Source organism: Alkalibacillus haloalkaliphilus (assembly GCF_007991275.1).
GTDB lineage: Bacteria > Bacillota > Bacilli > Bacillales > Alkalibacillaceae > Alkalibacillus > Alkalibacillus haloalkaliphilus.
Window position 1 is genome coordinate 49990 of sequence record NZ_BJYA01000001.1, and the last position, 24585, is coordinate 74574.

29 protein-coding genes and 1 pseudogene are annotated in these 24585 nt (G+C 40.6%); 2 read left to right on the top strand and 28 right to left on the bottom strand.

The window, feature by feature from the left end:
• Nucleotides 1–14 precede the first annotated feature (14 nt).
• From atpE to AHA02nite_RS00250, 5 genes are all read right to left on the bottom strand, one after another.
• Nucleotides 15–221 carry a F0F1 ATP synthase subunit C gene (atpE, locus tag AHA02nite_RS00230; protein WP_146813224.1) on the bottom strand — a complete coding sequence of 69 codons (207 nt, stop codon included), beginning with the start codon at nt 219–221 and terminating at the stop codon, nt 15–17.
• 55 nt (nt 222–276) lie between these two features.
• On the bottom strand, nt 277–999 hold the full coding sequence (gene atpB, locus AHA02nite_RS00235; protein ID WP_146813226.1) for a F0F1 ATP synthase subunit A: 723 nt from the start codon (nt 997–999) through the stop codon (nt 277–279).
• Nucleotide 1000: 1 nt separating this feature from the next.
• Entirely contained in the window at nt 1001–1390 is a 390-nt protein-coding gene (locus AHA02nite_RS00240; protein WP_146813228.1) for an ATP synthase subunit I, read from the bottom strand.
• A complete protein-coding gene (locus AHA02nite_RS00245; RefSeq protein ID WP_146813230.1) occupies nt 1387–1602 on the bottom strand; it encodes an AtpZ/AtpI family protein in 216 nt (71 codons plus the stop codon). The genes AHA02nite_RS00240 and AHA02nite_RS00245 overlap by 4 nt, the downstream gene beginning before the upstream one ends.
• A gap of 202 nt (nt 1603–1804) precedes the next feature.
• On the bottom strand, nt 1805–3925 hold the full coding sequence (locus AHA02nite_RS00250) for a S8 family peptidase (RefSeq protein WP_170235928.1): 2121 nt from the start codon (nt 3923–3925) through the stop codon (nt 1805–1807).
• Between the two features lie 150 nt (nt 3926–4075).
• On the opposite strand from AHA02nite_RS00250, the gene AHA02nite_RS15010 reads away from it, so the two are divergent.
• Nucleotides 4076–4249 carry a hypothetical protein gene (locus tag AHA02nite_RS15010; protein ID WP_170235929.1) on the top strand — a complete coding sequence of 58 codons (174 nt, stop codon included), beginning with the start codon at nt 4076–4078 and terminating at the stop codon, nt 4247–4249.
• 5 nt (nt 4250–4254) lie between these two features.
• Here the strand turns inward: AHA02nite_RS15010 and upp are convergent, their stop codons facing one another.
• The 9 genes from upp to spoIIR form a co-directional block, all read right to left on the bottom strand.
• Nucleotides 4255–4884, bottom strand: a complete 630-nt coding sequence (gene upp / locus AHA02nite_RS00255) for a uracil phosphoribosyltransferase (RefSeq protein ID WP_146813234.1) — start codon at nt 4882–4884, stop codon at nt 4255–4257.
• Between the two features lie 138 nt (nt 4885–5022).
• Complete coding sequence (glyA, locus tag AHA02nite_RS00260; RefSeq protein ID WP_146813236.1) at nt 5023–6270, bottom strand: serine hydroxymethyltransferase; 1248 nt, start codon at nt 6268–6270, stop codon at nt 5023–5025.
• A 60-nt stretch (nt 6271–6330) separates the two neighbouring features.
• Nucleotides 6331–6873: a TIGR01440 family protein gene (locus AHA02nite_RS00265; protein WP_174758169.1), complete on the bottom strand. Its 543-nt coding sequence runs from the start codon at nt 6871–6873 to the stop codon at nt 6331–6333.
• Between the two features lie 309 nt (nt 6874–7182).
• Nucleotides 7183–7623 carry a ribose 5-phosphate isomerase B gene (gene rpiB / locus AHA02nite_RS00270; RefSeq protein WP_146813240.1) on the bottom strand — a complete coding sequence of 147 codons (441 nt, stop codon included), beginning with the start codon at nt 7621–7623 and terminating at the stop codon, nt 7183–7185.
• A complete protein-coding gene (locus AHA02nite_RS00275) occupies nt 7620–8054 on the bottom strand; it encodes a low molecular weight protein arginine phosphatase (protein WP_307724913.1) in 435 nt (144 codons plus the stop codon). Before AHA02nite_RS00275 ends, rpiB begins: the two co-directional genes overlap by 4 nt.
• A gap of 83 nt (nt 8055–8137) precedes the next feature.
• The gene (locus tag AHA02nite_RS00280; RefSeq protein ID WP_146813244.1) at nt 8138–8683 is read right to left on the bottom strand and encodes a manganese efflux pump MntP; all 546 of its coding nucleotides are present in this window, start codon (nt 8681–8683) and stop codon (nt 8138–8140) included.
• Between the two features lie 80 nt (nt 8684–8763).
• Nucleotides 8764–9792: an L-threonylcarbamoyladenylate synthase gene (locus tag AHA02nite_RS00285; RefSeq protein WP_146813246.1), complete on the bottom strand. Its 1029-nt coding sequence runs from the start codon at nt 9790–9792 to the stop codon at nt 8764–8766.
• A 70-nt stretch (nt 9793–9862) separates the two neighbouring features.
• The gene (locus AHA02nite_RS00290; protein ID WP_146813248.1) at nt 9863–10285 is read right to left on the bottom strand and encodes a hypothetical protein; all 423 of its coding nucleotides are present in this window, start codon (nt 10283–10285) and stop codon (nt 9863–9865) included.
• Between the two features lie 65 nt (nt 10286–10350).
• Nucleotides 10351–10941 carry a stage II sporulation protein R gene (gene spoIIR, locus AHA02nite_RS00295; protein ID WP_146813250.1) on the bottom strand — a complete coding sequence of 197 codons (591 nt, stop codon included), beginning with the start codon at nt 10939–10941 and terminating at the stop codon, nt 10351–10353.
• Between the two features lie 116 nt (nt 10942–11057).
• On the opposite strand from spoIIR, the gene AHA02nite_RS00300 reads away from it, so the two are divergent.
• Entirely contained in the window at nt 11058–11600 is a 543-nt protein-coding gene (locus tag AHA02nite_RS00300) for a GNAT family N-acetyltransferase (protein ID WP_146813252.1), read from the top strand.
• 36 nt (nt 11601–11636) lie between these two features.
• On the opposite strand, the gene prmC is transcribed toward AHA02nite_RS00300, so the two are convergent.
• The 14 genes and pseudogenes from prmC to rpoE all read right to left on the bottom strand — a co-directional run bounded on the left by prmC (nt 11637) and on the right by rpoE (nt 24167).
• Nucleotides 11637–12479 carry a peptide chain release factor N(5)-glutamine methyltransferase gene (gene prmC / locus AHA02nite_RS00305; RefSeq protein ID WP_146813254.1) on the bottom strand — a complete coding sequence of 281 codons (843 nt, stop codon included), beginning with the start codon at nt 12477–12479 and terminating at the stop codon, nt 11637–11639.
• A gap of 1 nt (nt 12480) precedes the next feature.
• Nucleotides 12481–13551: a peptide chain release factor 1 gene (prfA, locus tag AHA02nite_RS00310; RefSeq protein ID WP_146813256.1), complete on the bottom strand. Its 1071-nt coding sequence runs from the start codon at nt 13549–13551 to the stop codon at nt 12481–12483.
• Nucleotides 13552–14228: 677 nt separating this feature from the next.
• The gene (locus AHA02nite_RS15015; RefSeq protein ID WP_170235930.1) at nt 14229–14390 is read right to left on the bottom strand and encodes a hypothetical protein; all 162 of its coding nucleotides are present in this window, start codon (nt 14388–14390) and stop codon (nt 14229–14231) included.
• Between the two features lie 45 nt (nt 14391–14435).
• A pseudogene (locus AHA02nite_RS00315) lies at nt 14436–14922 on the bottom strand (transposase family protein).
• A gap of 378 nt (nt 14923–15300) precedes the next feature.
• The gene (locus tag AHA02nite_RS00320) at nt 15301–15924 is read right to left on the bottom strand and encodes a thymidine kinase (RefSeq protein ID WP_146814079.1); all 624 of its coding nucleotides are present in this window, start codon (nt 15922–15924) and stop codon (nt 15301–15303) included.
• A 242-nt stretch (nt 15925–16166) separates the two neighbouring features.
• Nucleotides 16167–16412 carry a type B 50S ribosomal protein L31 gene (locus tag AHA02nite_RS00325; protein WP_017186215.1) on the bottom strand — a complete coding sequence of 82 codons (246 nt, stop codon included), beginning with the start codon at nt 16410–16412 and terminating at the stop codon, nt 16167–16169.
• Between the two features lie 141 nt (nt 16413–16553).
• Nucleotides 16554–17816 carry a transcription termination factor Rho gene (gene rho / locus AHA02nite_RS00330; RefSeq protein WP_146813259.1) on the bottom strand — a complete coding sequence of 421 codons (1263 nt, stop codon included), beginning with the start codon at nt 17814–17816 and terminating at the stop codon, nt 16554–16556.
• A gap of 257 nt (nt 17817–18073) precedes the next feature.
• Nucleotides 18074–19042: a class II fructose-bisphosphatase gene (gene glpX, locus AHA02nite_RS00335; RefSeq protein WP_146813261.1), complete on the bottom strand. Its 969-nt coding sequence runs from the start codon at nt 19040–19042 to the stop codon at nt 18074–18076.
• A 38-nt stretch (nt 19043–19080) separates the two neighbouring features.
• On the bottom strand, nt 19081–20367 hold the full coding sequence (locus tag AHA02nite_RS00340; RefSeq protein WP_146813263.1) for a UDP-N-acetylglucosamine 1-carboxyvinyltransferase: 1287 nt from the start codon (nt 20365–20367) through the stop codon (nt 19081–19083).
• Between the two features lie 82 nt (nt 20368–20449).
• Nucleotides 20450–21100, bottom strand: coding sequence for a fructose-6-phosphate aldolase (gene fsa, locus AHA02nite_RS00345; protein WP_146813265.1), 651 nt, complete (start codon nt 21098–21100; stop codon nt 20450–20452).
• A 72-nt stretch (nt 21101–21172) separates the two neighbouring features.
• Entirely contained in the window at nt 21173–21361 is a 189-nt protein-coding gene (locus tag AHA02nite_RS00350; protein WP_146813267.1) for a hypothetical protein, read from the bottom strand.
• Nucleotides 21362–21450: 89 nt separating this feature from the next.
• Complete coding sequence (locus AHA02nite_RS00355) at nt 21451–21831, bottom strand: response regulator (RefSeq protein ID WP_146813269.1); 381 nt, start codon at nt 21829–21831, stop codon at nt 21451–21453.
• A 116-nt stretch (nt 21832–21947) separates the two neighbouring features.
• On the bottom strand, nt 21948–23540 hold the full coding sequence (locus tag AHA02nite_RS00360) for a CTP synthase (RefSeq protein ID WP_146813271.1): 1593 nt from the start codon (nt 23538–23540) through the stop codon (nt 21948–21950).
• Nucleotides 23541–23696: 156 nt separating this feature from the next.
• The gene (gene rpoE / locus AHA02nite_RS00365) at nt 23697–24167 is read right to left on the bottom strand and encodes a DNA-directed RNA polymerase subunit delta (RefSeq protein WP_146813273.1); all 471 of its coding nucleotides are present in this window, start codon (nt 24165–24167) and stop codon (nt 23697–23699) included.
• Nucleotides 24168–24585 lie beyond the last annotated feature (418 nt).

Sequence of the window (24585 nt, forward strand, 5' to 3'; positions counted from 1 at the left end):
TAATAGAAAACTAATTACATAACCATGAATGCAATAACTACCGCGATAATCGGTACCGCTTCTACTAGGGCAACACCGATGAACATTGTTGTTTGTAGAGCACCACGTAGTTCTGGTTGACGTGAAATACCCTCAACTGTACGACTTGCGATTAAACCTACACCAATACCTGCACCAAGTGCCGCTAAACCTACTGCAATTGCAGCTGCTAATAATTCCATTTTATAATCCTCCTCTAAGTATCTAATAAATTTTGTTTAAATAATTTCTATAAGCTTAATGGTCTTCCATCACTTTGTGCGACATATAAACCATAGCTAACATAACAAAAATAAATGCTTGGATACTACTAATGAATAGTTTGAAACCTTGCCATAGTAGCATTGGAATAAATCCTGCTGCTGCTTCTAACATACCTGAAGCCATGAAGCTTACAAGTAGTGCTAATAAAACCTCACCAGCGAAAATGTTACCATATAAACGCATACCTAACGTTAAGGTGATGGCAAATTCTTCTACAATTTTTAATGGAAATAAAATTGGAATAGGTGAAAAGAAGTTCTTTAAGTATCCTTTAGTACCTCTCAACTTAACTCCATAATAATGTGTTAAAGCTACAACCATTACAGCCAGCGTTAACGTGATTCCTGGGTCAGCTGTCGGTGACTTCCACCATAGGTCACCATTGATGGTTACCATGAACATAATACCAAGAATATTGGCAATAAAGATGTACATGAGTAGTGTGATTGCCAATGGAAGAAACTGTCTACCAGTTTTCCAATCCATAGCACTCGAAATCATGCCTTTAACGAAGTCGAAGATCCATTCTATAAAGTTTTGGACCCCCGTAGGCTTACGTTGCAAGTTGCGACTAGCAAGAACTGCTATGAGAAACACAACTAAAGACGCAACAAATGTCATAAGGACGTTTGATAAGTTAAAGTCTAGCCAACTTATCCCAAAGACATCTTCGTACATAGGAGAACCGTGATCCACATCATTCACCCCTTTTCGTAGTGGTAGTCTCTTTGTGATGGAAAATAAAATCTATCATAATGACAATGTAAGGTGTCATTAAACCTACAATGGCAGCGATTAAATGAAAATATTCGGGAAATCTTAAGACAACCACAACGAGCAAGATCGCTCCTGCGAACCTTGATAAAGCTCCTAACGACTTCGCCGCTTGGTTGTTAGCCGCTTTTTCTCCAACTACGTTAATCTTCTTTTGCAATAAGTATAAGTTAAAAAATCCAACGACTTGTCCAAAAATCAGACCTGCGAAGATTGATTCGTAGTCTGTGAAGCCCCATCCTAGAACTGATATAGCTAACAGAAAGAGCATCCACATTCGTTGACGGTTGACCATGATTTTGTAATATGTCATGATGCGTCGTCTCCTAAAAACTTAGTTACTAGCTTAATTGTTCCATATACACCAGCGGCTAATCCTAAAAATAACCCTACTAATAATAAAAGAGGACTTGTCTGAAAATAACTATCAAGCCACCTGCCGAGTAAAATCCCAACAACTGTAGCGCCTGATAAATGACTAAGAATCGCGGTTGTAATCGCCATCCCTCTTAGTGGATGATTCATATATTTTACCTACCTATCACAGAATTTCAGACAAAATCACTAAGATTAGAATGATTTTTCATAAACAAAAAAAGTGACTTTTTTCAACTTTTTTCGCCTTTTAACCTAATCATTCCACACTAAAATAGCATACAATAGCACCCTATATAAGTCAATTGGTTTTGTGATGATTTTAAGGCAACTTTTTGACAAAATTATAGACTTATGGAATCATTATTTGTTTTGACTCATATAACGTGTTATTTTGATCGTCGACAACCTCAATCACTGCCTCGTAAATACCACTCTCTAAGGCTTTCTTGTTAAGTGACTTTTCAAACGTTCCTTGCGAAATACTTTCACTTTCTAAGACGATACCTTGACTGATTAAGTCTTGGTCAAAGAGCTCAATTGTAAGCGCTTTTAAATCTTCAGCTACGTATAGTTTCATTTGCAGCTCTTCTTCGTCGAAAGGCGGTGCTTCGACTTCTAGTCCAGTAATTTTTGGGTAGTCGGCTGTATCATGAATAAACAAGTAAGGAAGTTGTTTATCCTCACCATTCAATTTTAATGAAATATACCCTTCATGAACACCCTTTTTTAATATTTTTTGTTGAAAATTGATAGCGATTTCAAAATCCTCTTTTGAGAAGCCTTCTACTGTCGTTGTTAGCGGTATATTCCAATTTAAGCCACTTTGTCTTCTTGGAATGTTCCAAGTGACGTTTAATGGTGCTTCATCTTCGTTATGAATCGTTATTGTATGTTTATGGTTTTCGGTTGAATCAGTGACTTTACCTAAATTAATTGCTTCATTTTCTATGCGGTAGTTTTGATCAGGAAGGTTGTCCATTTGTATGAAACCACTTCCTTGACTGCTTGGGTCTTGTTCAAATGGTGCTGTTGCTGTAAGTAATTTTTCTTTTAATGTTTGTGGGCTAGCGTCCGGTTCTTGTTCTTTTAGTAAAGCTAAAACACCAGCTACATAAGGTGCGGCCATACTCGTTCCTTGAAACGCAGCATACCCATCTGGCACTGTACTAACAATATCGACACCCGGTGCTACAAGATCAGGCTTAATCGTCCAATCCGCTGTTACTGGGCCTCGCGCGCTAAACGAGGCGATATTGTTTTCATCTTTTAAATAGATTGTCTCTAACCATGTTTCGTTAGTTGTGAGGGTTTCTGCTTCTTCTGTTGTTATATAGGCAACAGGTAATGGCGAGAGGATCCAGTCCCACGTGTTAGGATCATCTTCTTCATCACTATATATGATGATTCCTGATGCACCTTTTTGCGACACTTCACTTACTATTTCACCATATTTGTAATGCTTCTTCTCGATGATGATGATTCGGTCATGAATCGATGATGGTAGTTGTTCTAACGTTGCAATGTGTTCAATTGGATGAGGTTGGGTGAAATCCCATGGTTCACTGTACGGGATTGACCTGATTGGGATTGGCTCTTCATCGAAAACTTCTATAAAGGGTAGCTCGATTTCTGTGTAAGCAGCACCTACGGAAATAGCGTTTTTAGCCGTTGCAGGGGATGCTACTGTCCAATCTTCTGGCCCGCTATTGCCATTAGCGGCGACAATGACTGCACCTAATTCGAATGCTTTATTAACAGCTTGAGCCATCGGGTAATCGGGGCTGTTCACGTCTGTGCCTAATGATAAGTTTATAATGTCCATGCCGTCTTTCACCGCTTGTTCTAATGCCGCTAACACTTGTGCCGACGTACCTGAACCTCCTGGGCCAAGCGCTCTGTATGCATAAATCTCAGCGTCTGGCGCCACACCACGCAAACTTCCATTAGCCGCGATAATGCCTGCTACATGAGTCCCGTGATTCGTCGGCATCCCTTCATCTGCCGTTGTCTCCATCGGGTCGCCGTCAAAATCGACTGCGTCAAACCCACCTTTGTAATTTTCGGTGAGGTCTGGGTGGTTGTAGTCAATCCCCGTGTCGATTACGCCAATTTTGACTCCTTTTCCTGTGTACGGATGCTGGTGATCGTGGTAGTCAGGCATTTGTGTTGGACTTGTCGTGTTTTGAATTTGCGGTGCGGTGTATGTGCTTGCTTTTGAGTAAGTTTGTACCCATTCTTCTTGGTGTAAGTCTTCCATATGGCGCTCAGCACCTTTTACAGCAACTGCTTGAAGCAATGTGTCATATGTATATAAAATCTCAACAAAAGGATAGTCACGCTCAATATTTTCGACAACGACTTCTAGCTTCTCATCAAGTTCGACGATCCAAACGTCTGAGTCGGCGTGGGTTTGGTAAGTGATTTGAGTGAGGAGCAATATGAAAAACGTGAGTGAAATGATTAGACGCATGTGAATCCCTCCGATTTTCGTTAGTTTATACATAAAAAGGAAAATAATGCGTGCGGGTGGGAGAGAAGTTGGGGGTGTTCGGTATTAAGTGGAGTTTGTCCGACAATTATACGGCTTTGTCCGACATTAAGTGGTGGTCGTCCAACAATTATGACGCTTTGTCCGACATTAAGTGGGGTGCGTCCGACAATTATGACGCTTCGTCCGACATTAAGTGGAGCTCGTTCGACAATTATGACGCTTCGTCCGACATTAAGTGGGACTCGTCCGACAATTACCCTCCCAAACAGAAAAGCAGCAGCTCATGGCTACTGCTTTTTTTAAAAAAATTACTTCGTTCCAAATAGGCGGTCTCCTGCGTCGCCTAGGCCTGGGATGATGTAACCTTTTTCGTTTAGTTTTTCATCTAAGCCTGCTACGTAAATGTCGATGTCAGGGTGTGCTTCTTGTACGGCTTCAACGCCTTCTGGTGCTGCGATTAAGCACATGAGGCTAATTTGTGTTGCGCCGCGTTTTTTCAATGAGTGGATCGCTTCGATTGCTGAACCACCTGTTGCTAGCATTGGGTCTGTCACGATTAATTCACGTTCATGAATGTCAGAAGGTAACTTGATGTAGTATTCAACTGGCATTAGCGTTTCTGGGTCGCGGTAAAGTCCAACGTGGCCAATTTTTGCTGCTGGGACTAAATCAACGATGCCGTCAACCATACCTAATCCGGCGCGTAGGATTGGGATGATTCCTAGCTTTTTACCTGCTAGAACTTTTGATTTTGCTGTAGCGACTGGTGTCTCTACTTCAACTTCTTCTAGTGGTAGCTCGCGTGTAATTTCAAACATCATTAATGCTGATACTTCATCGACGAGCTCGCGGAATGCTTTTGTACCAGTATTTTTGTCACGAATGTATGTGATTTTGTGTTGAATTAAAGGATGATCAAATACGTAAACTTTACCCAAAACGAACAGCTCCTTTTTAAAATATCTCTTGAATTGTAGCGAAAACTGTCGCTATATGCAACTTATATTTTTAATATAAGCTAAATTATTTAAATGTAAGCACACAAAAAGTGGTGATTTGACTCACCACTTTTTATGTTACTTATACATTGGGAACTTGTCAGCTAGCGCTTGAACGCGTGCTTTAGCTTCTTCTAATTTAGCTTCGTCTTCATGATTGTTTAATGTAAAGGCAATGATTGATGCAATTTCATCCATTTCTGCGTCGCCAAAACCACGTGATGTAACAGCTGCTGTACCGATACGAACACCACTTGTGACAAACGGGCTTTCAGGATCAAATGGGATTGTGTTTTTATTCGTTGTGACACCGACTTCATCAAGTGCCGCTTCTGCTACTTTTCCTGTTAAATTTAATGGACGAACGTCTAGTAATAATAGATGGTTGTCTGTGCCATCAGATACTAAACGAATGCCTTCTTTTTTCAGTGATTCGCCAAGACGTTTAGCGTTGTCGATCACTTTTTGTGAGTAGTCTTTAAATGACGAGTCTAACGCTTCTTTAAACGCTACACCTTTTGCTGCGATGACATGCATTAGTGGACCACCTTGCATGCCTGGGAATACGTTACTGTCGATCTTTTTCTTGAATTCTTCTTGGCATAAAATTAAGCCACCGCGTGGGCCGCGTAATGTTTTGTGTGTTGTCGTCGTTACAAAATGTGCGTGTGGTACTGGGCTTTGATGTAAGCCAGCAGCAACTAAACCTGCAATGTGTGCCATATCAACTAAAAGGTACGCGCCTACTTCATCAGCAATTTCGCGGAACTTTTTAAAATCAATTTCGCGAGGGTATGCTGATGCACCAGCGACGATCATTTTCGGTTCAACTTCTTTAGCTTTTGCTAAAACAGCATCGTAGTCGATCGTTTCAGTGCTTTCCTCAACACCGTAATCGACAACGTTGTATAGCTTACCACTGAAGTTCACTGGGCTACCGTGTGTTAAGTGGCCACCGTGGTTTAAGTTCATGCCTAAAATAGTGTCGCCTGGCTTAAGGGCAGCGAAGTATACAGCCATATTCGCTTGCGCACCAGAGTGAGGCTGTACGTTTGCATGATCTGCTCCAAATAATTCTTTGGCACGGTCACGCGCTAAGTCTTCAGCAATGTCGACATACTCACAACCGCCGTAATAACGACGAGAAGGATAACCTTCAGCGTACTTATTCGTTAAAACAGAGCCTGCTGCTTCCATAACCGCTTCAGATACAAAGTTCTCAGAAGCAATGAGTTCAATTTTGTCGTTTTGACGATTTTTCTCTTTATTAATCGCTTCTAGCATTTCTGGGTCTACTTCGTTTAATTGGTTGTGCAAATGTGTCATATGTAAAGCCTCCCTATGTATTTATATTGAGCCAAATGGCACGTTTACTAGGTTATTAGTTTATTGGTAGATCGCGCGGTTTCCACCGATTAATTTCGGGCGCGTGTAAGCAAATGTTACGTGTGCATCACCGAGTGATTTTTTAGAAAAACGCAATGGGACTGCGACGTGTTTTAAATGCATGCCAATTAACGTGTCGCCAATATCCATGCCTAAGTCTGCTTTTATGTGTTCCACTAAGACAGTGTCGTCCATTTTTTTATAAGCATAGGCTGCCATAGACCCTCCTGCAGCTGGGTGTGGCACGGCACTTACTTCATCTATGCCTAACTTTTGTTGTAACGCTGGCTCCATAACAATAGCGCGATTTAAATGTTCACAACATTGATAGACAACATGTACGCCCGTTTCTTGTTGAAACGCTTTCAACTGTGTGTGCAACACTTCGGCAATTTCTGTACTTCCCGCTGAGCCAATTGTTTCACCTGCAATCTCACTCGTTGAACAGCCGACGACCATTACTTGTCCGCTTTTAACGACATTAGATTGCTTCCAATCGGTCATGATCGTTTGGAAGTCTTGTTGTAGCTTTTGTAATGTCATGATCACCCCTCCAATTTGCGAGGAAAACATCTATTTAAAGTATAACAAAAAGACGCATATAGGTATATGCTTTCTGCTTGGACTGTTGAAAAAATTATCCAGAGTTGGTCTGTGCGTTGGGTTTTCCGGCGTTCGCCGGATTATGAGGTGAGTTCGCCGGATTATTTTGATTTTCGCCGGAATAATGAATTTTTCGCCGGATTATCGAGAAAATCGCCGGAATAACAAACTTTTCGCTGATAAACCAGTATCTTCCAATAGCGCACTATAAAAAATCGCCGGACTTTTCATCCGACGATTCGATCATCATTATTGTTCTTCGTATGCTTTAATTTTGGCAACACGATTAGCGTGACGTCCACCTTCATACTCTTCATTTAAGAAAGTTGAAATGATTTCGCGCGCTAAGCCTGGTCCAATAACGCGTTCGCCTAGAGCGATCACGTTGGCATCATTGTGTTGACGTGTAGCTTTTGCGCTGAAGACATCATGTACTAAAGCGCAGCGGACACCTTTTACTTTATTAGCTGAGATCGTCATGCCGATCCCTGTTCCGCAAACTAAAATACCGTAGTCAAATTCACCGTCTGCTACGCGTTCAGCTGCTGGAATACCGTAATCTGGGTAATCGACCGATCCTTCACAACTACAACCGATATCTTCATAGTTAATGTTCATCTCTTCTAATAGTGATGTGATTTCGTTACGTAAATTAATGCCACCGTGGTCTGATGCGATAATTACTCTCATGAATTTCCCTCCTGCTTTGCAACCATTTGGTCTATATAGTTCTCTATTTCTTGCAATGTATGCTCATATGTCTCAACGCTTAACCCGATTGGATCAACAATATCTAAGTCGCCTTCATCATCAACGAATTCTTTTAACGTGAACAGCTTATCATCAAAGCTTGTATACTCTTGCTTGATCGTTTGTTTATGGCCATCTGTCATCGTTAAAATTAAATCCGCCCAATTAAGTAACTCGCGAGTAACTGGTTGAGATGTGTGATTACATGTAATGCCTTTATTTTCAAGCGCTTGTCTCGCATTATCATTCACTCTTTGACCGTAACCTGCAAACATTCCAGCAGATTGTACATCAAAATGTGGATATTTATGCTTTAACACCGCTTCTGCCATTGGGCTGCGGCACGTATTTCCTGTACAGACAAATAACACTCGCTGCAACTAGATTCCCTCCTGCAACTTTGGCTTCGACTCTAGTTCCATTTTACTCGATTTTTGTCATCTTGTCATTTGTTTTACCAAACCATTTGAATTCCAATCCCTATTAAGACTACGCCTCCGAGCGCTTCTGAATAACGACCTAAAAAGCGCTCTCCTTGTTGCGCTAACATAATACCCGCCCAGCAACAAAGCATGCTAATGATACCAAACAAAATGACGACAACGAATAAATTGATCCCTAACATTCCGATCGTAATTCCGACAGAAAAGCTGTCCAAACTGACGGTAAAAGCAAGAATAAATAAACTCGTGTAACCGACATACCTTTGCATATCTTTTTCAAAAAATGTCGCGATTGCCATTTGGATACCGATCATAATTAACATCCAGCCACCGATAATTTGTGCGATAGCACCGAGTTGATGTGATAAAAAGTGACCAAGTCCCATACCGAATAGTGGCATAACAATGTGGAATAAACCTACTAGTCCAATAAAAAAAGCTAACATACGTAAACGTTGTCGCATTAAACCTACAGACATGCTGACGGAAAATGCGTCCATACCAATCGCAAAAGCGATCAATAAAAAAGGGGTTAAGCTTTCGTAAAAAGAAATCACGCTCGTTCCTCCTATGCTCGGACATACTATTTCAATGTATGCATGTCCCAGTCATTTTAGAAGATGAGCGTGACTGTCTGTTATATAATTTTGGTTGCTGCTTTTTCAAGACGATTCATCAACGCTTCGCCGATCTCTGCTTTTGAAAAGGACTCGGCTAAAACAACGTCGTATTGTAATGTATCGACTTTACGTAAAGTATGATATAAACGTCTTGTTACTTCGGTTAAATTGTCGCGACTTCCAAGACTTAAGTCAGTTGCTAGATCTAATTCTTCAGCTCTTTCGTCACTGACCATTAAGCCGACGCGCATGCCTTCAGACTGTTGCTGTTCAATTATTTCACGCATATGGTGGCTCCCCCCTGAAACGACCCATATTGGGCAGTCAGGAGCGTAATGTTTATATTTCATACCAGGTGAACGAGGGGCATCGTCACCTTTAACTAATGATGGCGCAAGGTTGACTGCACCGATTACCGCTTCGATTTGCGTTTGCGTGACACCACCAGGACGTAAAATCATCGGCACGTCTAACGTACAATCAATAACGGTCGATTCAACACCGACCCCCGTTTGTCCACCGTCGACAACACCGTTTATTTTACTGTTTAAGTCTTGTAAAACGTGCTCATGTGAGGTCGGGCTTGGCTTACCTGAACTGTTGGCACTTGGTGCAGCAACTGGAATTGCCGCTTCTTGCAACAACGCTAAAGCAACCGGATGATCTGGCATTCTAACACCAACTGTCGTAAGACCTGCTGTGACATTACTTGCCAAGCCACCTTTTGACGGTAAAATAATCGTTAAAGCCCCTGGCCAAAAAGCTTCAATTAATTGCTGTGCTTTTGCCGAAATATGTGTCACATATTGCTCTACGACATCTCGACTTCCAACATGAACGATTAACGGATTATCAGCGGGTCTACCTTTTGCGTCAAAAATAGCTTGTACAGCTTGTTCATCTGTAGCATCAGCACCTAAACCGTATACTGTTTCAGTCGGAAAAGCGACTGTCTTCCCATGACTCAAATATTTCGCCGCTTTTATTATATATGGATGATTTTGAAGTTGTTCATCTTCGTCTACTTTCCAACAAATCGTCTCCATCGCCGTTCTCCTTCTACTCTTAAATTAACTTCTATTATTATGGAAGGAAAACAGCAAAAGTGCAAACAACTTATTCGGCGTTAACAATTAATAATTTTTCGTACCATTTACCGTCTAAATTAGCCTCTGGGTATGGCGATTGTGCTGACTCTTTGAAATGATTCATCTCGAATAGCGTTTCTCGATTGGGATCGTCTACGTGCGCAAATAACTTTTCATAACCGACACGTTGAGCATATTCTGAAATCCATTCAAACGTCATAATAATAAGAGCAGGATTCGCTTGTTCTTTCATAAGTAACTTTCTTAACCATACGCCATCTTTTACAGGGTATAAGACGAAATAGCCAATTCTTTGGCCCTCTAGCTCTAAAAAATAGCCGTGTTCTTTCGCCCATTCTTCTTGCGGTTTTTGGTCTTTAGCATGTCCTTCTTTAAAAAACTGTTCATATTCTAATTCTGACACTTCATTCATATGCACCACTTTAATCATTACATTCGCCTCCTAGCCTTTTTCTCTATTAAGCTATGAAGGAAAATGATTGATTATGAACAAATCTATGAAATTCCTAACAATTTCTTTAACCAATCCCATAGAAAAAAGCTAACTTCTGCTTCTTGTTCTTCTTCTAACTCTACTTCTTCTTCATCGTCGTGCTCTAGCACTGTAGTACCGTCTGCGAACTCAACGAAACATAACGGCGGAAACAAGACACACCACCAATTGTCGCCTTCACCTGACCCTAACGTAATTAAAATCGCTTCATACTCGCCACCAGGATAAACAAAACGGTCGTACACTTTATCTGGGAATTGAATATCACCGAACTCAACGGTAAAATCATCATCACCTGTCACATCTGCTACGATTTCTTCTATTTTCGGAAGGTTCTCAATAATAGTTTCCCTAGCAACTTCAATTGACGTTAATTCTTCAACCCATTCCGTAATTTGTTCGTTTACTTCATCACGAACTTGATCTTTCACTTTCTGAGCTTCTTCTTCGTTCGAATCAGCTAATATACGAAGGCGAATCGCTTCATCTGGAATGACGATGTAGTCTGATTCGTCTTGCTGCTCTGCTACACTTTCTGTAAAAAATACTTGAATCATAACGATGACTAACAAACCAACGATAATGTAACGCATGCCCCTCAAACCTTTCTCTTAATCTATTAACCCCATTGTTGACTTGAGAGACTTAATCTATACATGAATCTAGTAAAAAATGTTAGAATACTTTAAAAGACTAGGAGGTGGGCGGTATGTTCACTTATAACATTGATGAGGACCTTTATTTGCGACTAATTGATGAAGGCGATCGTGACGCGGTGTACAAATTAACGGATGATGGACGTGACTATTTAAGAGAATGGCTCAATTGGGTTGATGGCATTAAGAAGCGAGAAGATACGATGGGCTTTATTGAGATGGCGAAGAAAAGTTATGCTGAAAATAGTGGGTTACATGCGGTGATTGTTTTTCGAGACGAAGTTGTAGGCATTGCTGGCTACAACAAGCTAGATTATTCCAACCATATCGCCAATATCGGTTACTGGTTAGGTGAAGGGTATCAAGGTAACGGGATTATATCGAAAGTGGCGAGTGCTTTAACCGATTACGCTTTTAACTATTTAAAGATGAATAAAGTTGAGATTCGCGCTGCTTCAGAAAATATTAAAAGTCGTGCGGTTCCAGAGCGATTGGGATACACAGAGGAAGGAACTATTCGTGCTGCTGAAAATATTTATGGTGTTTATGTTGATCATGTTGTTTATGGGGTGTTGAAAGAGGAGTGGCAAAAATAATAAAATCCTGGCGCTCAGTAGTTACGCCAGGGCTTTTCATCTCCACAAAACAATTCTATCTTTTCCGTTAATGTCTTGAATTACTTTTACTTGTGCTCTCGAGTCATATTTTTTGATTAGGTTAGGCACTGTTTCACCTTGATCGTATCCAATTTCAAAAGCCGTTAGCTCAGGTTTTTGAGGTAACTGTATGACTTGGTTAATAATTGTTTCATAAGCGGCAAGTCCGCCGTCTTCTGCAAAAAGGGCTTGGCTTGGGTCGTGGAACGAAACTGTTTCAGATAAATGCTCGCGTTCAGCATACGGAATATAGGGTGGGTTTGAAACGACGACATCTGGTGTAATGCCTTCATTAAGAAATGGCTTTAAAAAGTCACCTTCTTCAAATTGAACGTCGGCACCTAACTTTTGACTGTTAATATGTGCTACCGACAAGGCTTCTTCAGATAGGTCAGACGCATAGACTTTAGCTTCTGGCCATTCTTTCTTTAACGTAATAGCTATAATGCCACTTCCTGTCCCTAAATCAATAACCGTTTGCGGATTTTTCACTTCGTTTAATAACGCTACAATTAATTCTTCCGTTTCAGGCCTCGGAATAAGTACACGACCATCTACATAGAAAGACCTGTCATAAAACTCGACTTCATTAGTAAAATGCTCAATTGGTTTACCTGATTCAGCGTGATCTTTAACCCAAGAGATGAACTCGTGCTCAATGTGCGGGTCAACATAGTCGGTTTGCATCGCTAAAAATTGGGCTTGGTTAACACCTAACAAATAACGTAACAAGAGTTCTGCGACACGCTCTTCACGGTTATGCTCTTTTAAAAAAGAAGAAGCCCAAGTGCGGGCTTCCCTTACTGTTCGCTTTGTCATCTTATTCACCGATTTCTTCTAATTTAGACGTTTGTTCTTCAATCGTTAACCTTTCAACGATTTCATCAATCTTACCTTCAACAATTTGGTCTAACTTATTAATCGTTAAACCGATACGGTGATCTGTCACACGGTTTTGTGGGTAGTTGTAAGTACGAATACGTTCAGAACGGTCACCCGTACCAACTGCTGATTTACGGTTTTCATCTAACTCATCTTGTTGTTCTTTCTGATACATTTCATAAATACGGGCACGAAGTACTTTCATCGCTTTTTCTTTGTTTTTAATTTGCGATTTTTCATCCTGACACGATACGACAACGCCTGTTGGTTCGTGTGTTAAACGAACGGCTGACATTGTTGTATTTACACTTTGACCACCAGGACCACTTGAAGCGAATGTGTCTACGCGAATATCTTTTTCGTTAATATCAATTTCAACTTCTTCTGCTTCAGGTAATACGGCAACTGTTGAGGTTGATGTATGGATACGGCCACCTGACTCAGTGTCTGGAACACGTTGTACACGGTGTGCGCCATTTTCGTATTTCAAGCGTGAGAAGGCACCTTTACCATTAATCATAAAGATGATCTCTTTATAACCACCAACGTCTGCTTCGTGTGACTCAATGACTTCAATGCGCCAGCCTTGCGTTTCTGCATAGCGAGAGTACATACGGTATAAGTCGCCTGCGAATAATGCCGCTTCATCACCACCAGCAGCACCACGGATCTCCATAATAACGTTTTTATCATCGTTCGGGTCTTTCGGAATAAGTAGTAATTTCATTTCTTGTTCTAATGTTTCAACTTCTGGTTGTAACTCTTCTAATTCTTCTTTAGCCATTTCGACCATGTCTTCATCTGATTCATCTGATAACATGACTTTGGCGTCTTCTATTTGCTCTGTAATCTCTTTATAACGGCGATACTTATCAACTACTGCTTGTAGTTCTGCTTGTTCTTTTGAGTATTCGCGTAATTTATTGGAATCATTAATGACCTCGGGATCCATTAGTAAGTCGGTTAATTGGTTATAACGGTCCTCAAGGTTTTGTAATTTATCGAACATATTAACGTCCACCTCTAACTATTCTGTTTATTACTCCACATTATATCATACCATAAAAAGTGAAAAAATTTCGTCGCAAACCTATAAAGTTTTTCTCAAGGCATATCTTTAAAATTAGTATGAAAGAATATGGCTGATTTATGTAATGCTACACGTTTAATCAAACGTTTGATTGAATCTTAACATAGCTTTATCAAAATGCTTCGCTTTTACCCACAGGGCACAAGCTCTATTATCATCGCTACATCAAAATGCTTCGCTTTCCGCGGGCACGGCTCGAGCCAGGCAACTTCATCGAAACTGCATCTTTGAAACTTGCACCGAGGAAGCCTGCTTCGGAGCATTGCTTGTAGACGCAGGTGCATCACTCGGCCCAAAGAACGGGGCCTGTGGGGTCTCGAGACTCGTGCTGTTCCCGCTGGAGTCTACGCATTTTGATTCCGCTTATTACTGCTCACCTAACACAGAAGTGGCTATGTCTTCTTGTTTTAATTAGTTATCTTCTCTCTATTTCTAGTGTTTTCGCACTGGGGAATGTGCACTTCTCTCCCCATTATCTGAAGCCGTGCCCCTGCATAGAAAACACTGCGACAAACAGCTAGCGACGTTTGAGCAGATGTTGCACTTGTGCCCTGTGGGTGCAATCGTCCGCCGAAAGCGAATCACAAACCACCCGTTCATTCATCAACTTCTTTAATAACCGTTGTAATAATGGACAACACCACATTTAGTATAGAGCCTAAAATTAGTATGAAAGAATATGGGTGATTTATGTAATCTGTCTTAATCAAACGTTTGATTAATTTTTTGGGTTCTAGGTCAAATGTTGGAGTGCCCATTTGGGCACTCCTTATTTATGCCATGTGTCCTTGTACATGTTTATACTAGTGATGTAATAACACTTTTCGGCGCAATCGATCAAAGCGCCGAAATCCAAATACTGTTCTGTTTTTTAAGAAGAGATTCACTAACCATATCAAACCGGCTCATAACTGTCTTTGGTGAGATACCAAACCGATGCGCTGTATCCTTAAACGTTTTACCGTGGATTGTTTCAAGCCCTAAGGCTTGATTAAACTCCTGTGACTGCCTTTGGTAGCGTGCCAAAAGGTCACTCGGTTCACCAAAACGCTTCCGGCAAGATGACTGATGACATTGATAACGACGTTTATGGTACCAAACGATAGTAGGTCGATTAAATAAGCGATTGTGTTTAATCTTTTGCCAGCGATAGTCGTGAATCTTTTGTGTTGATGTTTGACAAACAGGGCAAGGTGTCATCTCACGTGGGCGTTCAACATATATGTGATAGTATCCATTTTCCTTTCGTATATCAATTACTTGAAAGCTTTCCAATCCTGGTAATGTCATGATGCATAAGCACGCAACTCCCTTTGTTTTTGTTTTGTTGGTATAAAACAAGGATAACAAATAGGGAGTTAGTGTGCTTTTTGTATTTCTGGTTGAAGCACAGAGTTGGTATCAGGTGAGGAGCGAAGGTGGCGACTCCAGCGGGAACAGCACGAGTCTCGAGACCCCACAGGCCCCGTTCTTTGGGCCGAGGAGGCTCGAGCCGTGCCCGCGGAAAGCGTCCACCGAGAGCGGATCACCTGATACCAACGGTTCAGGTAAAAGACACCCAACCTTTTTAGTAAGAAATTGTACAGCTGCCCCAACAAATATTTTAGATCCATTTTTTAGGCTATACAATACGGAAAACTCGACTAGTGTAGTCGAGTTTTATCTCTTTTAATATTCATTTGAATGGGTTGAAGATACGCGTGTTCCGAGTCTTGGATGGTTTGGTACTTCATGGTGATGACGGCAACGCGGTTCATATGATTCAGATGCTCCGACTAAAATGACAGGGTCATCATAAGATGCTGGTTTGCCATCAATTAGACGTTGGGTACGGCTTGCTGGTGAGCCGCAAATTGGGCAAATGGCATTTAGTTTTGTAACGTTTTCTGCTAATGCTAATAGCTCTGGTAGCGAGCCAAATGGTTCTCCGCGGAAATCTTGGTCTAAGCCGGCAACGACGACACGTATGCCACGGTCAGCTAAATGTTGAGCAATATCAACGACGTTCTCGCTAAAGAACTGTACTTCATCAATTCCGACAATGTCAACTTGGTCGTCAACTTGATCTAGTATTTCACTAATATCATCGATCGGTCGAGCAATAATTGAGTTGCCGTTGTGAGAGACGATTGATTCATCATCGTAACGATTATCAATTGCTGGTTTAAAAACACGTACATTTAAATTACCGTATGTAGCACGGCGAACACGACGAATTAATTCTTCTGATTTTCCTGAAAACATGCTGCCACAGATTACTTCAATCCAACCGCTATGTTTCATCACATACATCATATTCAGCACCTCGTTTAACAATCTTTTACAAATTTTGCATTGAATTTAATAAAAAAATGGTGCCCATTTGTTTATGGGTTACCCTTATTATGAACAAATATAATAGCTATTTCTTATAAAAAATAAAAAAAGCCGACCGTACAAGCCAAGCACCACAACATAGATGATATAAAGTTATATAATCTAGTATGGTGTTTAGCTGAGTTGAACGGTCAGCTCCTTGTGTTGAATTGCCAGTATTATGACATGTTGTACTTTTTCTTGAAGCGGTCTACACGGCCACCAACTTTGTCAGCTTTTTGCTTACCAGTGTAGAACGGGTGTGAAGCAGAACTGATTTCAACACGGATTAATGGGTACGTATTACCGTCTTCCCATTCAATTGTCTCTTCAGACTCCATTGTTGAACCGCTTAGGAATTTGAAATCAGAGCTTGTATCTAAAAATACAACTTTGCGATATTCCGGGTGAATACCTTCCTTCATGATTAACACTCCTCCTTGCCCTGAATCCTTTGTGGAATCAGAGTTGATTTAAAACCGTCTATAGACGGGAGCTAACTTCTACAAGTCATACAGAGTGATTATACCAACTCGACATTTATTTTGCAAGGTGTTTTAGACAACTTAGTTCTTCCCTTGCATTTCATCGTCCATGATCTTGAAGAACTCTTCGTTCGTTTTAGAAGAGCGTATTCGACGTAAGAATCGGTCTAAGAAACCGTGTTGATCTTGCATCGTTTTACGAATTGCCCACGTCTTATCTAGCTGTTCTTTCGGAATCAATAGTTCTTCTTTACGTGTACCAGAACGTAGTACATCAATAGCTGGGAAGATACGTCGTTCAGCCATGCTACGGTCTAAGTGTAACTCCATGTTACCTGTACCTTTGAACTCTTCATAAATAACATCGTCCATACGTGAACCTGTATCAACTAATGCTGTTGCAAGTACAGTTAAGCTTCCACCTTCTTCAATGTTACGCGCTGCACCGAAGAAACGTTTCGGACGGTGGAATGAAGCTGGGTCGATACCACCAGATAAAGTTCGTCCACTTGGTGGGATGACTAGATTGTAAGCACGTGCTAGACGTGTAATACTATCCATTAAAATGATAACGTCTTGTTTATGTTCTACTAGTCGCATAGCACGATCTAGTACAAGTTCAGACACTTTAATATGATTTTCTGGTACTTCATCGAAAGTCGAGCTTACAACGTCTACATCGGCTGCAACAGAACGTTCAATGTCTGTTACTTCCTCTGGTCTTTCATCAATGAGTAAAATGATCAGTTTTGAGTCTGGGTGATTTTCAGAGACGCTATTAGCAACTTCTTTTAAAATTGATGTTTTACCCGCTTTTGGCGGTGCAACGATTAGTCCACGCTGACCGAACCCGACTGGTGCCATCATATCGATAATACGTGTCGATAATAGGTTACGAGTCGTTTCTAAATGCATTTTACGGTCAGGATATAGTGCTGTTAAACCTGGGAAGTGAATACGTTCTTTTGCACTTTCAGGGTTATCACCGTTTACAGCATCAACATGTAATAAACCGAAGTAACGTTCATTTTCTTTCGGCGGTCTTGCTTTACCTGATACTAAGTCACCGTTACGTAAGTCGAAACGACGGATTTGCGACGCTGAGATGTAAATATCTTCAGGGCTTGGCGCATAGTTAATTGGACGTAGAAATCCGAAGCCTTCTGACTGAATGATTTCAAGTACGCCGTCGACGAACAGTTTACCGTCTTTTTCTGTTTGCGCTTTTAAGATCGCAAAGATTAATTCTTTTTTGTTTAATTTTGCATAATAAGAAACGCCTAAATCACGTGCTAAAGCATATAGTTCCTTTAGCGTCTTCGTTTCTAATTGTGCAATCGTCATTGGGTTTGACACAAAAACACCACGCTTTATTAATTTTTACATTATGTTTAATTCTAATTAAATGGAAAATAAAGATTTTGGGATTGTTTGTCTTTATTCTTTGAGAAGAATTTTTTATTCGGGGTATAGCTTCTATATTGTATCGTTTTTAAGTTGAGTGCGCAAGTTTATCTTAGAAAAGCGACTAATCCAATATATCTAATGAAACTAAGGCTGAGTCGATTGACTGCAGCCTTAGTACAATTATAGACAATTTTTTAATCTTTAATGACGAGATCTGGCTTTTTCTTCAAGCTATGTGTCCCATCAATGAAGCGAACTGTTCCTGATTTAGCACGCATAACAACTGTTTCTGTAGTTGCTTTGTCGCCTCTAAATTGAACGCCTTGTAGTAATTCTCCGTCTGTAATGCCTGTTGCTGCGAAAATGGCATCATCGCCACCACATAAGTCGTCCATTTTTAACACGCGATTAACGTCTTCAATGCCCATCTTACGGCAACGCGCTTCTTGTTCTTCATCAACTGGCTTTAGTCGGCCTTGGATTTCTCCACCAAGTGCTTTTAGACCGATTGCTGAGAGTACGCCTTCAGGTGCACCACCGACACCCATCAAAACATCAACACCTGTATGGTCGAAGGCAGCATTAATTGATGCAGCTACGTCTCCATCTGGAATGAGCTTAATGCGAGCACCTGCTTCACGAATTTCTTTAATTAATTGATCGTGACGAGGACGGTTTAATACAACGACGACGATATCTTCAATGTCTTTACCTTTAGCTTCTGCAACCGCTGTTAAATTTTGTTCAACTGATGCATCTAAATCAATTTTGCCAACAGATTCTGGTCCAACGGCAATTTTCTCCATATACATATCTGGTGCGTGAAGTAAGCGTCCACGATTTGCGATTCCAACTACGCAAAGTGCATTCCATGTACCTAATGCAACGATATTCGTTCCTTCAACTGGGTCAACCGCAATATCTACTTCAGGCCCTTCTCCAAGTCCTACTTCTTCTCCTATGTATAACATCGGAGCTTCGTCTTTTTCCCCTTCACCGATCACGACAGTTCCTCTCATTGGAACTGTATCGAATACTGTTCGCATCGCTTCTGTAGCTGCACCGTCTGCTTCTTCTTTCTCTCCACGGCCCATCCATCGCGCTGATGCTAAGGCAGCTGCTTCTGTAACACGTGCAATTTCCATTGATAAACTTCTTTCCATCGTTATGTCCTCCCCCGTTTTCTCTAATCCCTTATCGTTTATGCGTTTTGGAACATTCTTATATCTTCATCTGTCATTTGTTCGCGCCAGACGTTCGCACCTAAGATTTTAAGCTTTTCGGTTATTCCGTCATAGCCACGTTCAATATGATTAATGCCAACAACTTCTGTAACTCCATCAGCCATAAGACCTGCTATGACTAAGCATGCACCTGCACGTAAGTCACTTGCTTTTACTTTGGCACCTTCTAAAGGTGATTTGCCAGTTATAACTGCTGAACTTCCTTCAACTTTTATATTCGCATTCATTCGACGAAGTTCATCGACATGTTTAAAACGCGCTTGATAGATCGTATCTGTTACAATGCTTGTTCCATGCGCTTGTGTGAGTAAAGCTGTAAAAGGTTGTTGTAGGTCGGTCGGGAATCCTGGGTAAACTAACGTTTTAATATCAACGCTAGACAGTTCACGATTGCCTCGAACGACTAAATAATCTGTTCCTTCTTCAATTTCAACGCCCATCTCACGGAGCTTAGCTGTTAACGATTCTAGGTGTGTTGGGATGACGTTATCAATATGCACTTCTTCGCCTTTTGCAGCTGCTAAAATCGTATAAGTTCCTGCTTCAATACGGTCAGGTATAATTGTATGTTGGCATCCTTTTAGTGAATCGACACCTTCTATTCGGATGACATCAGTACCTGCCCCTTTAATATTAGCACCCATACTATTTAGTAACGTCGCAACATCAATGATTTCCGGCTCTTTCGCTACGTTTTCAATGGTCGTTTTACCTTTTGCCCGTACCGCTGCAAGCATAATATTAATCGTCGCACCAACACTTGGAACATCGAGGTAAATTTTCGCTCCAATTAATTCATCAGCTTTTAAGTAAATGGCACCTTGTTCGTTTGTTACTTCAGCACCTAAAGCTTCAAAACCTTTAATATGCTGATCGATCGGGCGTGGGCCTAAGTCACAACCACCCGGTAAACCGATAACCGCTTTTTTAAAACGGCCGAGCATTGCACCCATGAAATAATAAGAGGCACGCAATTTCTTCACACGTCCATTAGGCAGTGGCATTGCTACCATTTCAGATGAATCAATCGTCACTTCATCACCGTTTTGCGATACGTCACCTCCGATATCACGTAGCAATTCTTTTAATATTTGAATGTCAGAAATATTCGGAAGACCTTCAATTGTTACTTCTGATTCGGCTAAGATCGTAGCTGGTAATAAAGCTACTGCGCTGTTTTTCGCTCCACTTATCCGAACTTCTCCATTTAATTGGTGGCCTCCTTCGATTAGTAACTTTTCCATACGAATACCCCTCGTCGCAATTTTATGGTCGTATACGTTCGTGATGCTTCGTCTAGTTGTAGTATGTGCGCTTTTTCAATAATCATTCTTGATTAGCTTTTTCCCAATCGTTCAAAAACTTTTCAATGCCTTGGTCTGTCAGTGGATGTTTCACTAACTGTTGGATGACACCGAATGGAATTGTTGCAATGTGTGCACCACGTAATGCCGATTCTGATACGTGCATTGGGTGACGAACACTTGCCGCAATGATTTCTGTATCAATACCATGTATATCAAAAATTTGTGCAATTTCTTTGATTAAGTTTAACCCGTTTTGACCGATGTCATCTAAACGTCCTAAAAATGGCGAAACGTATGTTGCACCAGCACGAGCTGCAAGTAACGCTTGGTTAGCAGAGAATACTAATGTAACGTTCGTTTTAACACCTTGGTCAGTTAATGATTTACACGCTTTTAGTCCTTCAAGTGTCATCGGAAGTTTAACTGTAATGTTTGGAGCGATTTTCACTAATTCTTCTGCTTCTTTTAACATTCCTTCAGCATCTTCAGAGATCACTTCTGCACTGACTGAACCTTCTGTTACTTCTTGTGTAATTTCTTTAAGGCGATCGTGAAAAGAGACGCCTTCTTTAGCAACTAATGATGGGTTTGTTGTCACTCCTGATAAGATGCCTAAAGCGTTAGCTTCTTTAATTTCATTAAGATTCGCTGTATCGATAAAAAATTTCATAACACGTTTTCCCCTTTATGACTTAGTTTAATAATAATGCATACACGAAAAGGCCAACCCATTTCGCATGGATCAGCCGTTGAATATAAGTTTATACTTTTGGTTCAGACACATGTCCCTTATTTCATCAAGGGTAGAGTTTAAGCCATAACAAAGCTGAGCAGCACGATCAGAAACACCATTTGTAGTAGGTGCTTGCGTTTCTGCTCCTTGTAGGACAGCTTGTACGACTTGACCTTTACCATTTGATAAAAAAGGCACAATTGTTTCCTCCCATGTCATGACATGATGTGTTTTTTACTAATAAAATCGTATAGTATTAGAATACCAATTGTGCCGTGATTTCGCAACTAGACATTATGGTGTTGTGGCTTCCTCACGTGCTGTTCAATTAAGTCCATAACATCCTTAATTGAAAATGGTTTTTCTAAAACATCTTGATACGTTGATTCACTGCTTTCTTTAACTTGCATTTTGGATAGTCCTGTCATTAGAATAACAGGCGATTTGTGACCCTGTTCTCTAATTTCTTGAATGAAGTGATCTCCCCTCATGCCAGGAAGTAAGTAATCTACGAAGAATATGTCTATGTGTTCATTTTCAACGACTTTGAAGGCCTCAATTGCATTCGCAAATGTAAACACTTCAAAGCCGTCTTGTGTTAATAACTCTTTCATTAATAATGAGACACCTGATTCATCGTCAATAACGACTGCTTTTAATTTTCCCATAACGTTTAATCACCTTATTCCGTCACTTTTAATTTTACTTTAACGGAATAATAGAGGAAAATCAATCCAATCTGGCCAATTTGTTTATGAATTCTAAAATTTCTTACATATTACAGTTACTTTACACAGTGTTCGACAAATTTCTTAAATAACGGCTGCGGACGAGTTGGTCTTGATTTGAATTCTGGGTGGAATTGTGATGCTACAAACCAAGGGTGATCTTTTAATTCGATAATCTCTGCTAAACGTCCATCCGGGCTAAGGCCTGAGAAGATAAACCCTTCAGCTTCCATTTGTTCACGGTATTCATTGTTAAATTCATAACGGTGACGGTGACGCTCGTACACTAGCTCATCATTGTAAGCTTCATATGCATTTGTTCCTTCTTCTAAGCGGCAGGCGTATACACCTAAGCGTAACGTTCCACCTAGATCTTCGACGTCTTTTTGTTCTGGTAGTAAATCAATGACTGGGTATGGTGTTGACGGTTCGATTTCTGCTGAGTGGGCACCTTCTAACCCTAATACGTTACGTGCATACTCAACTGTTGCCAATTGCATACCTAAGCAAATACCTAAGAATGGGATTTTGTTTTCTCTTGCATAACGGATTGCTTCAATTTTGCCATCAATCGCGCGATCACCAAAACCACCAGGCACTAAAATGCCATCTACGTCGTTTAAGTACTCATCTACGTTGTCTTTTGTCACTTCTTCAGAGCTTACCCATTTAACTTTAATATCGGAATCGAAAGCGAAACCACTATGCTTTAACGCTTCTACGACTGAAATATAAGCATCTTGTAACGCTACATATTTACCGACTAAAGCTATTGTCGTCGTTTTCGATAAATTTTTCACTTGGTCGATTAGCTGATTCCACTCCGTCATATCTGCTTCAGAGTTATCTAATCCGAAATGGTCACACGCTAACTGGTCTAAACCTTGGCTTTGCATTTCAAGCGCCACTTCGTATAGCACTTCACAGTTACGTGCTTCGATGACAGCTTTTTCGTTAATATCGCAAAATAGTGCGATTTTATCTTTCATGCTTTGGCTAATTTCACGTTCAGTTCTTAAAACGATCACATCTGGCTGAATACCTAATGAACGTAATTCTTTAACTGAGTGTTGCGTTGGCTTCGTCTTTAACTCACCAGCTGCTTCTAAGAAAGGCACTAGCGTACAATGGATGTACATGACATTGTCGCGACCAACATCACTTTTCAGCTGTCTAATCGCTTCTAAAAACGGTAAGCTTTCAATGTCACCTACTGTACCGCCGATCTCTGTAATGACAACATCAGCATTCGTTTCTTTTCCTGCTTGATATACTTTATCTTTAATTTCATTTGTAATGTGAGGGATGACTTGGACTGTACCACCTAAATAGTCTCCTCGACGTTCTTTACGTATTACAGATGAATAGACTTTACCTGTTGTGATATTGCTATATTTATTTAAATTAATATCGATGAAACGTTCATAGTGACCTAAATCCAAATCTGTTTCTGCACCGTCTTCAGTAACGAACACTTCACCGTGCTGATAAGGACTCATCGTACCTGGGTCTACGTTTAAGTATGGATCAAACTTTTGGATCGTCACGTTTAACCCGCGATTTTTTAATAAGCGTCCTAATGATGCTGCTGTAATTCCTTTTCCTAATGATGAAACTACTCCACCTGTTACAAAAATATACTTCGTCATTCTTTTCTGCCTCGCTTTCTCTATCGTTAGGGTTTGTCAAAAAACTATATAAAAAACAAAAAAAGCTCCCGAATTCAATTCGGGAGCTTTACATTTATTTTTAGAGAGCCCACATAGAATAATACGCCTATGTCAATTTAAAGTCAAGTTCGTTTTTTATAAATCTTCGTCTTCGTCACCTTTGTCTAAATCTTTCTCAAGATCGTCAACTTCGTCTTCAATAACTTCTTCTGAATCTGCTTCATCTTCAACCGCTAGATCGTCTTCAAGAAGGACTTCTTCTTCAGCGACTGGTTCTTCTTTAGCTTTTTTCTTCTTCGCTTTCTTCTTCTTTGGTTTTTCCTCAGCAACAAATGCATCTTCAACCGTTTGATCGAACGGATACCAGTGCTTTAATCCCCAAAGATTTGAACCGACAGACAGAAAACGGCCATCAATATTTAAATCTGTATAAAACTGAGAAATAAATTGTTGTTTTTCTTCTTCTGAAAAACCTCTTGCTTCAGCAACTAGCTTGAAAATATCTTGGAAGTTTTTAGCTTGGTTTTCTTCTAGCATGATCTCGTACGCAATATCAATCATGGACAATTCTTTAACTTCTTCTTTACTGTACTTTGTTAAGCTCACAACCAGCACTCCTTTACCCAGTTAACAGGAACTTTTTTAGCTATTTTCCTAGTTTACAGAATATCATACATTATCGTCAATTCAAGCAAAAATTATATCTATATTTTTTATTATATCATTTAAGCGCTGTTTTACTTTAATTTTTGTTGGTTGGTGGGGGTGGATTGGGTCATGTGAAGGTGGGGGTGGGTATAAGGGGCGCTGTTTTTGGCGATTGAAGGGCGTGTTTTGGCGTTCGTGGAGTTTTTCTGGCGGTCGAGGGGTGGATTTTGGCGCTAGCGAAGTTTTTCTGGCGGTTGAGAGCTGGTTTCTGGCGTTCGCGAAGTTTTTTTGGCGCTCGGGGGCTGCTTTTTGGCGCTCATGAAAATTTTCTGGCGCTCGAGTGATGGATTTTGGCGTTCATGAAGTTTTTCTGGCG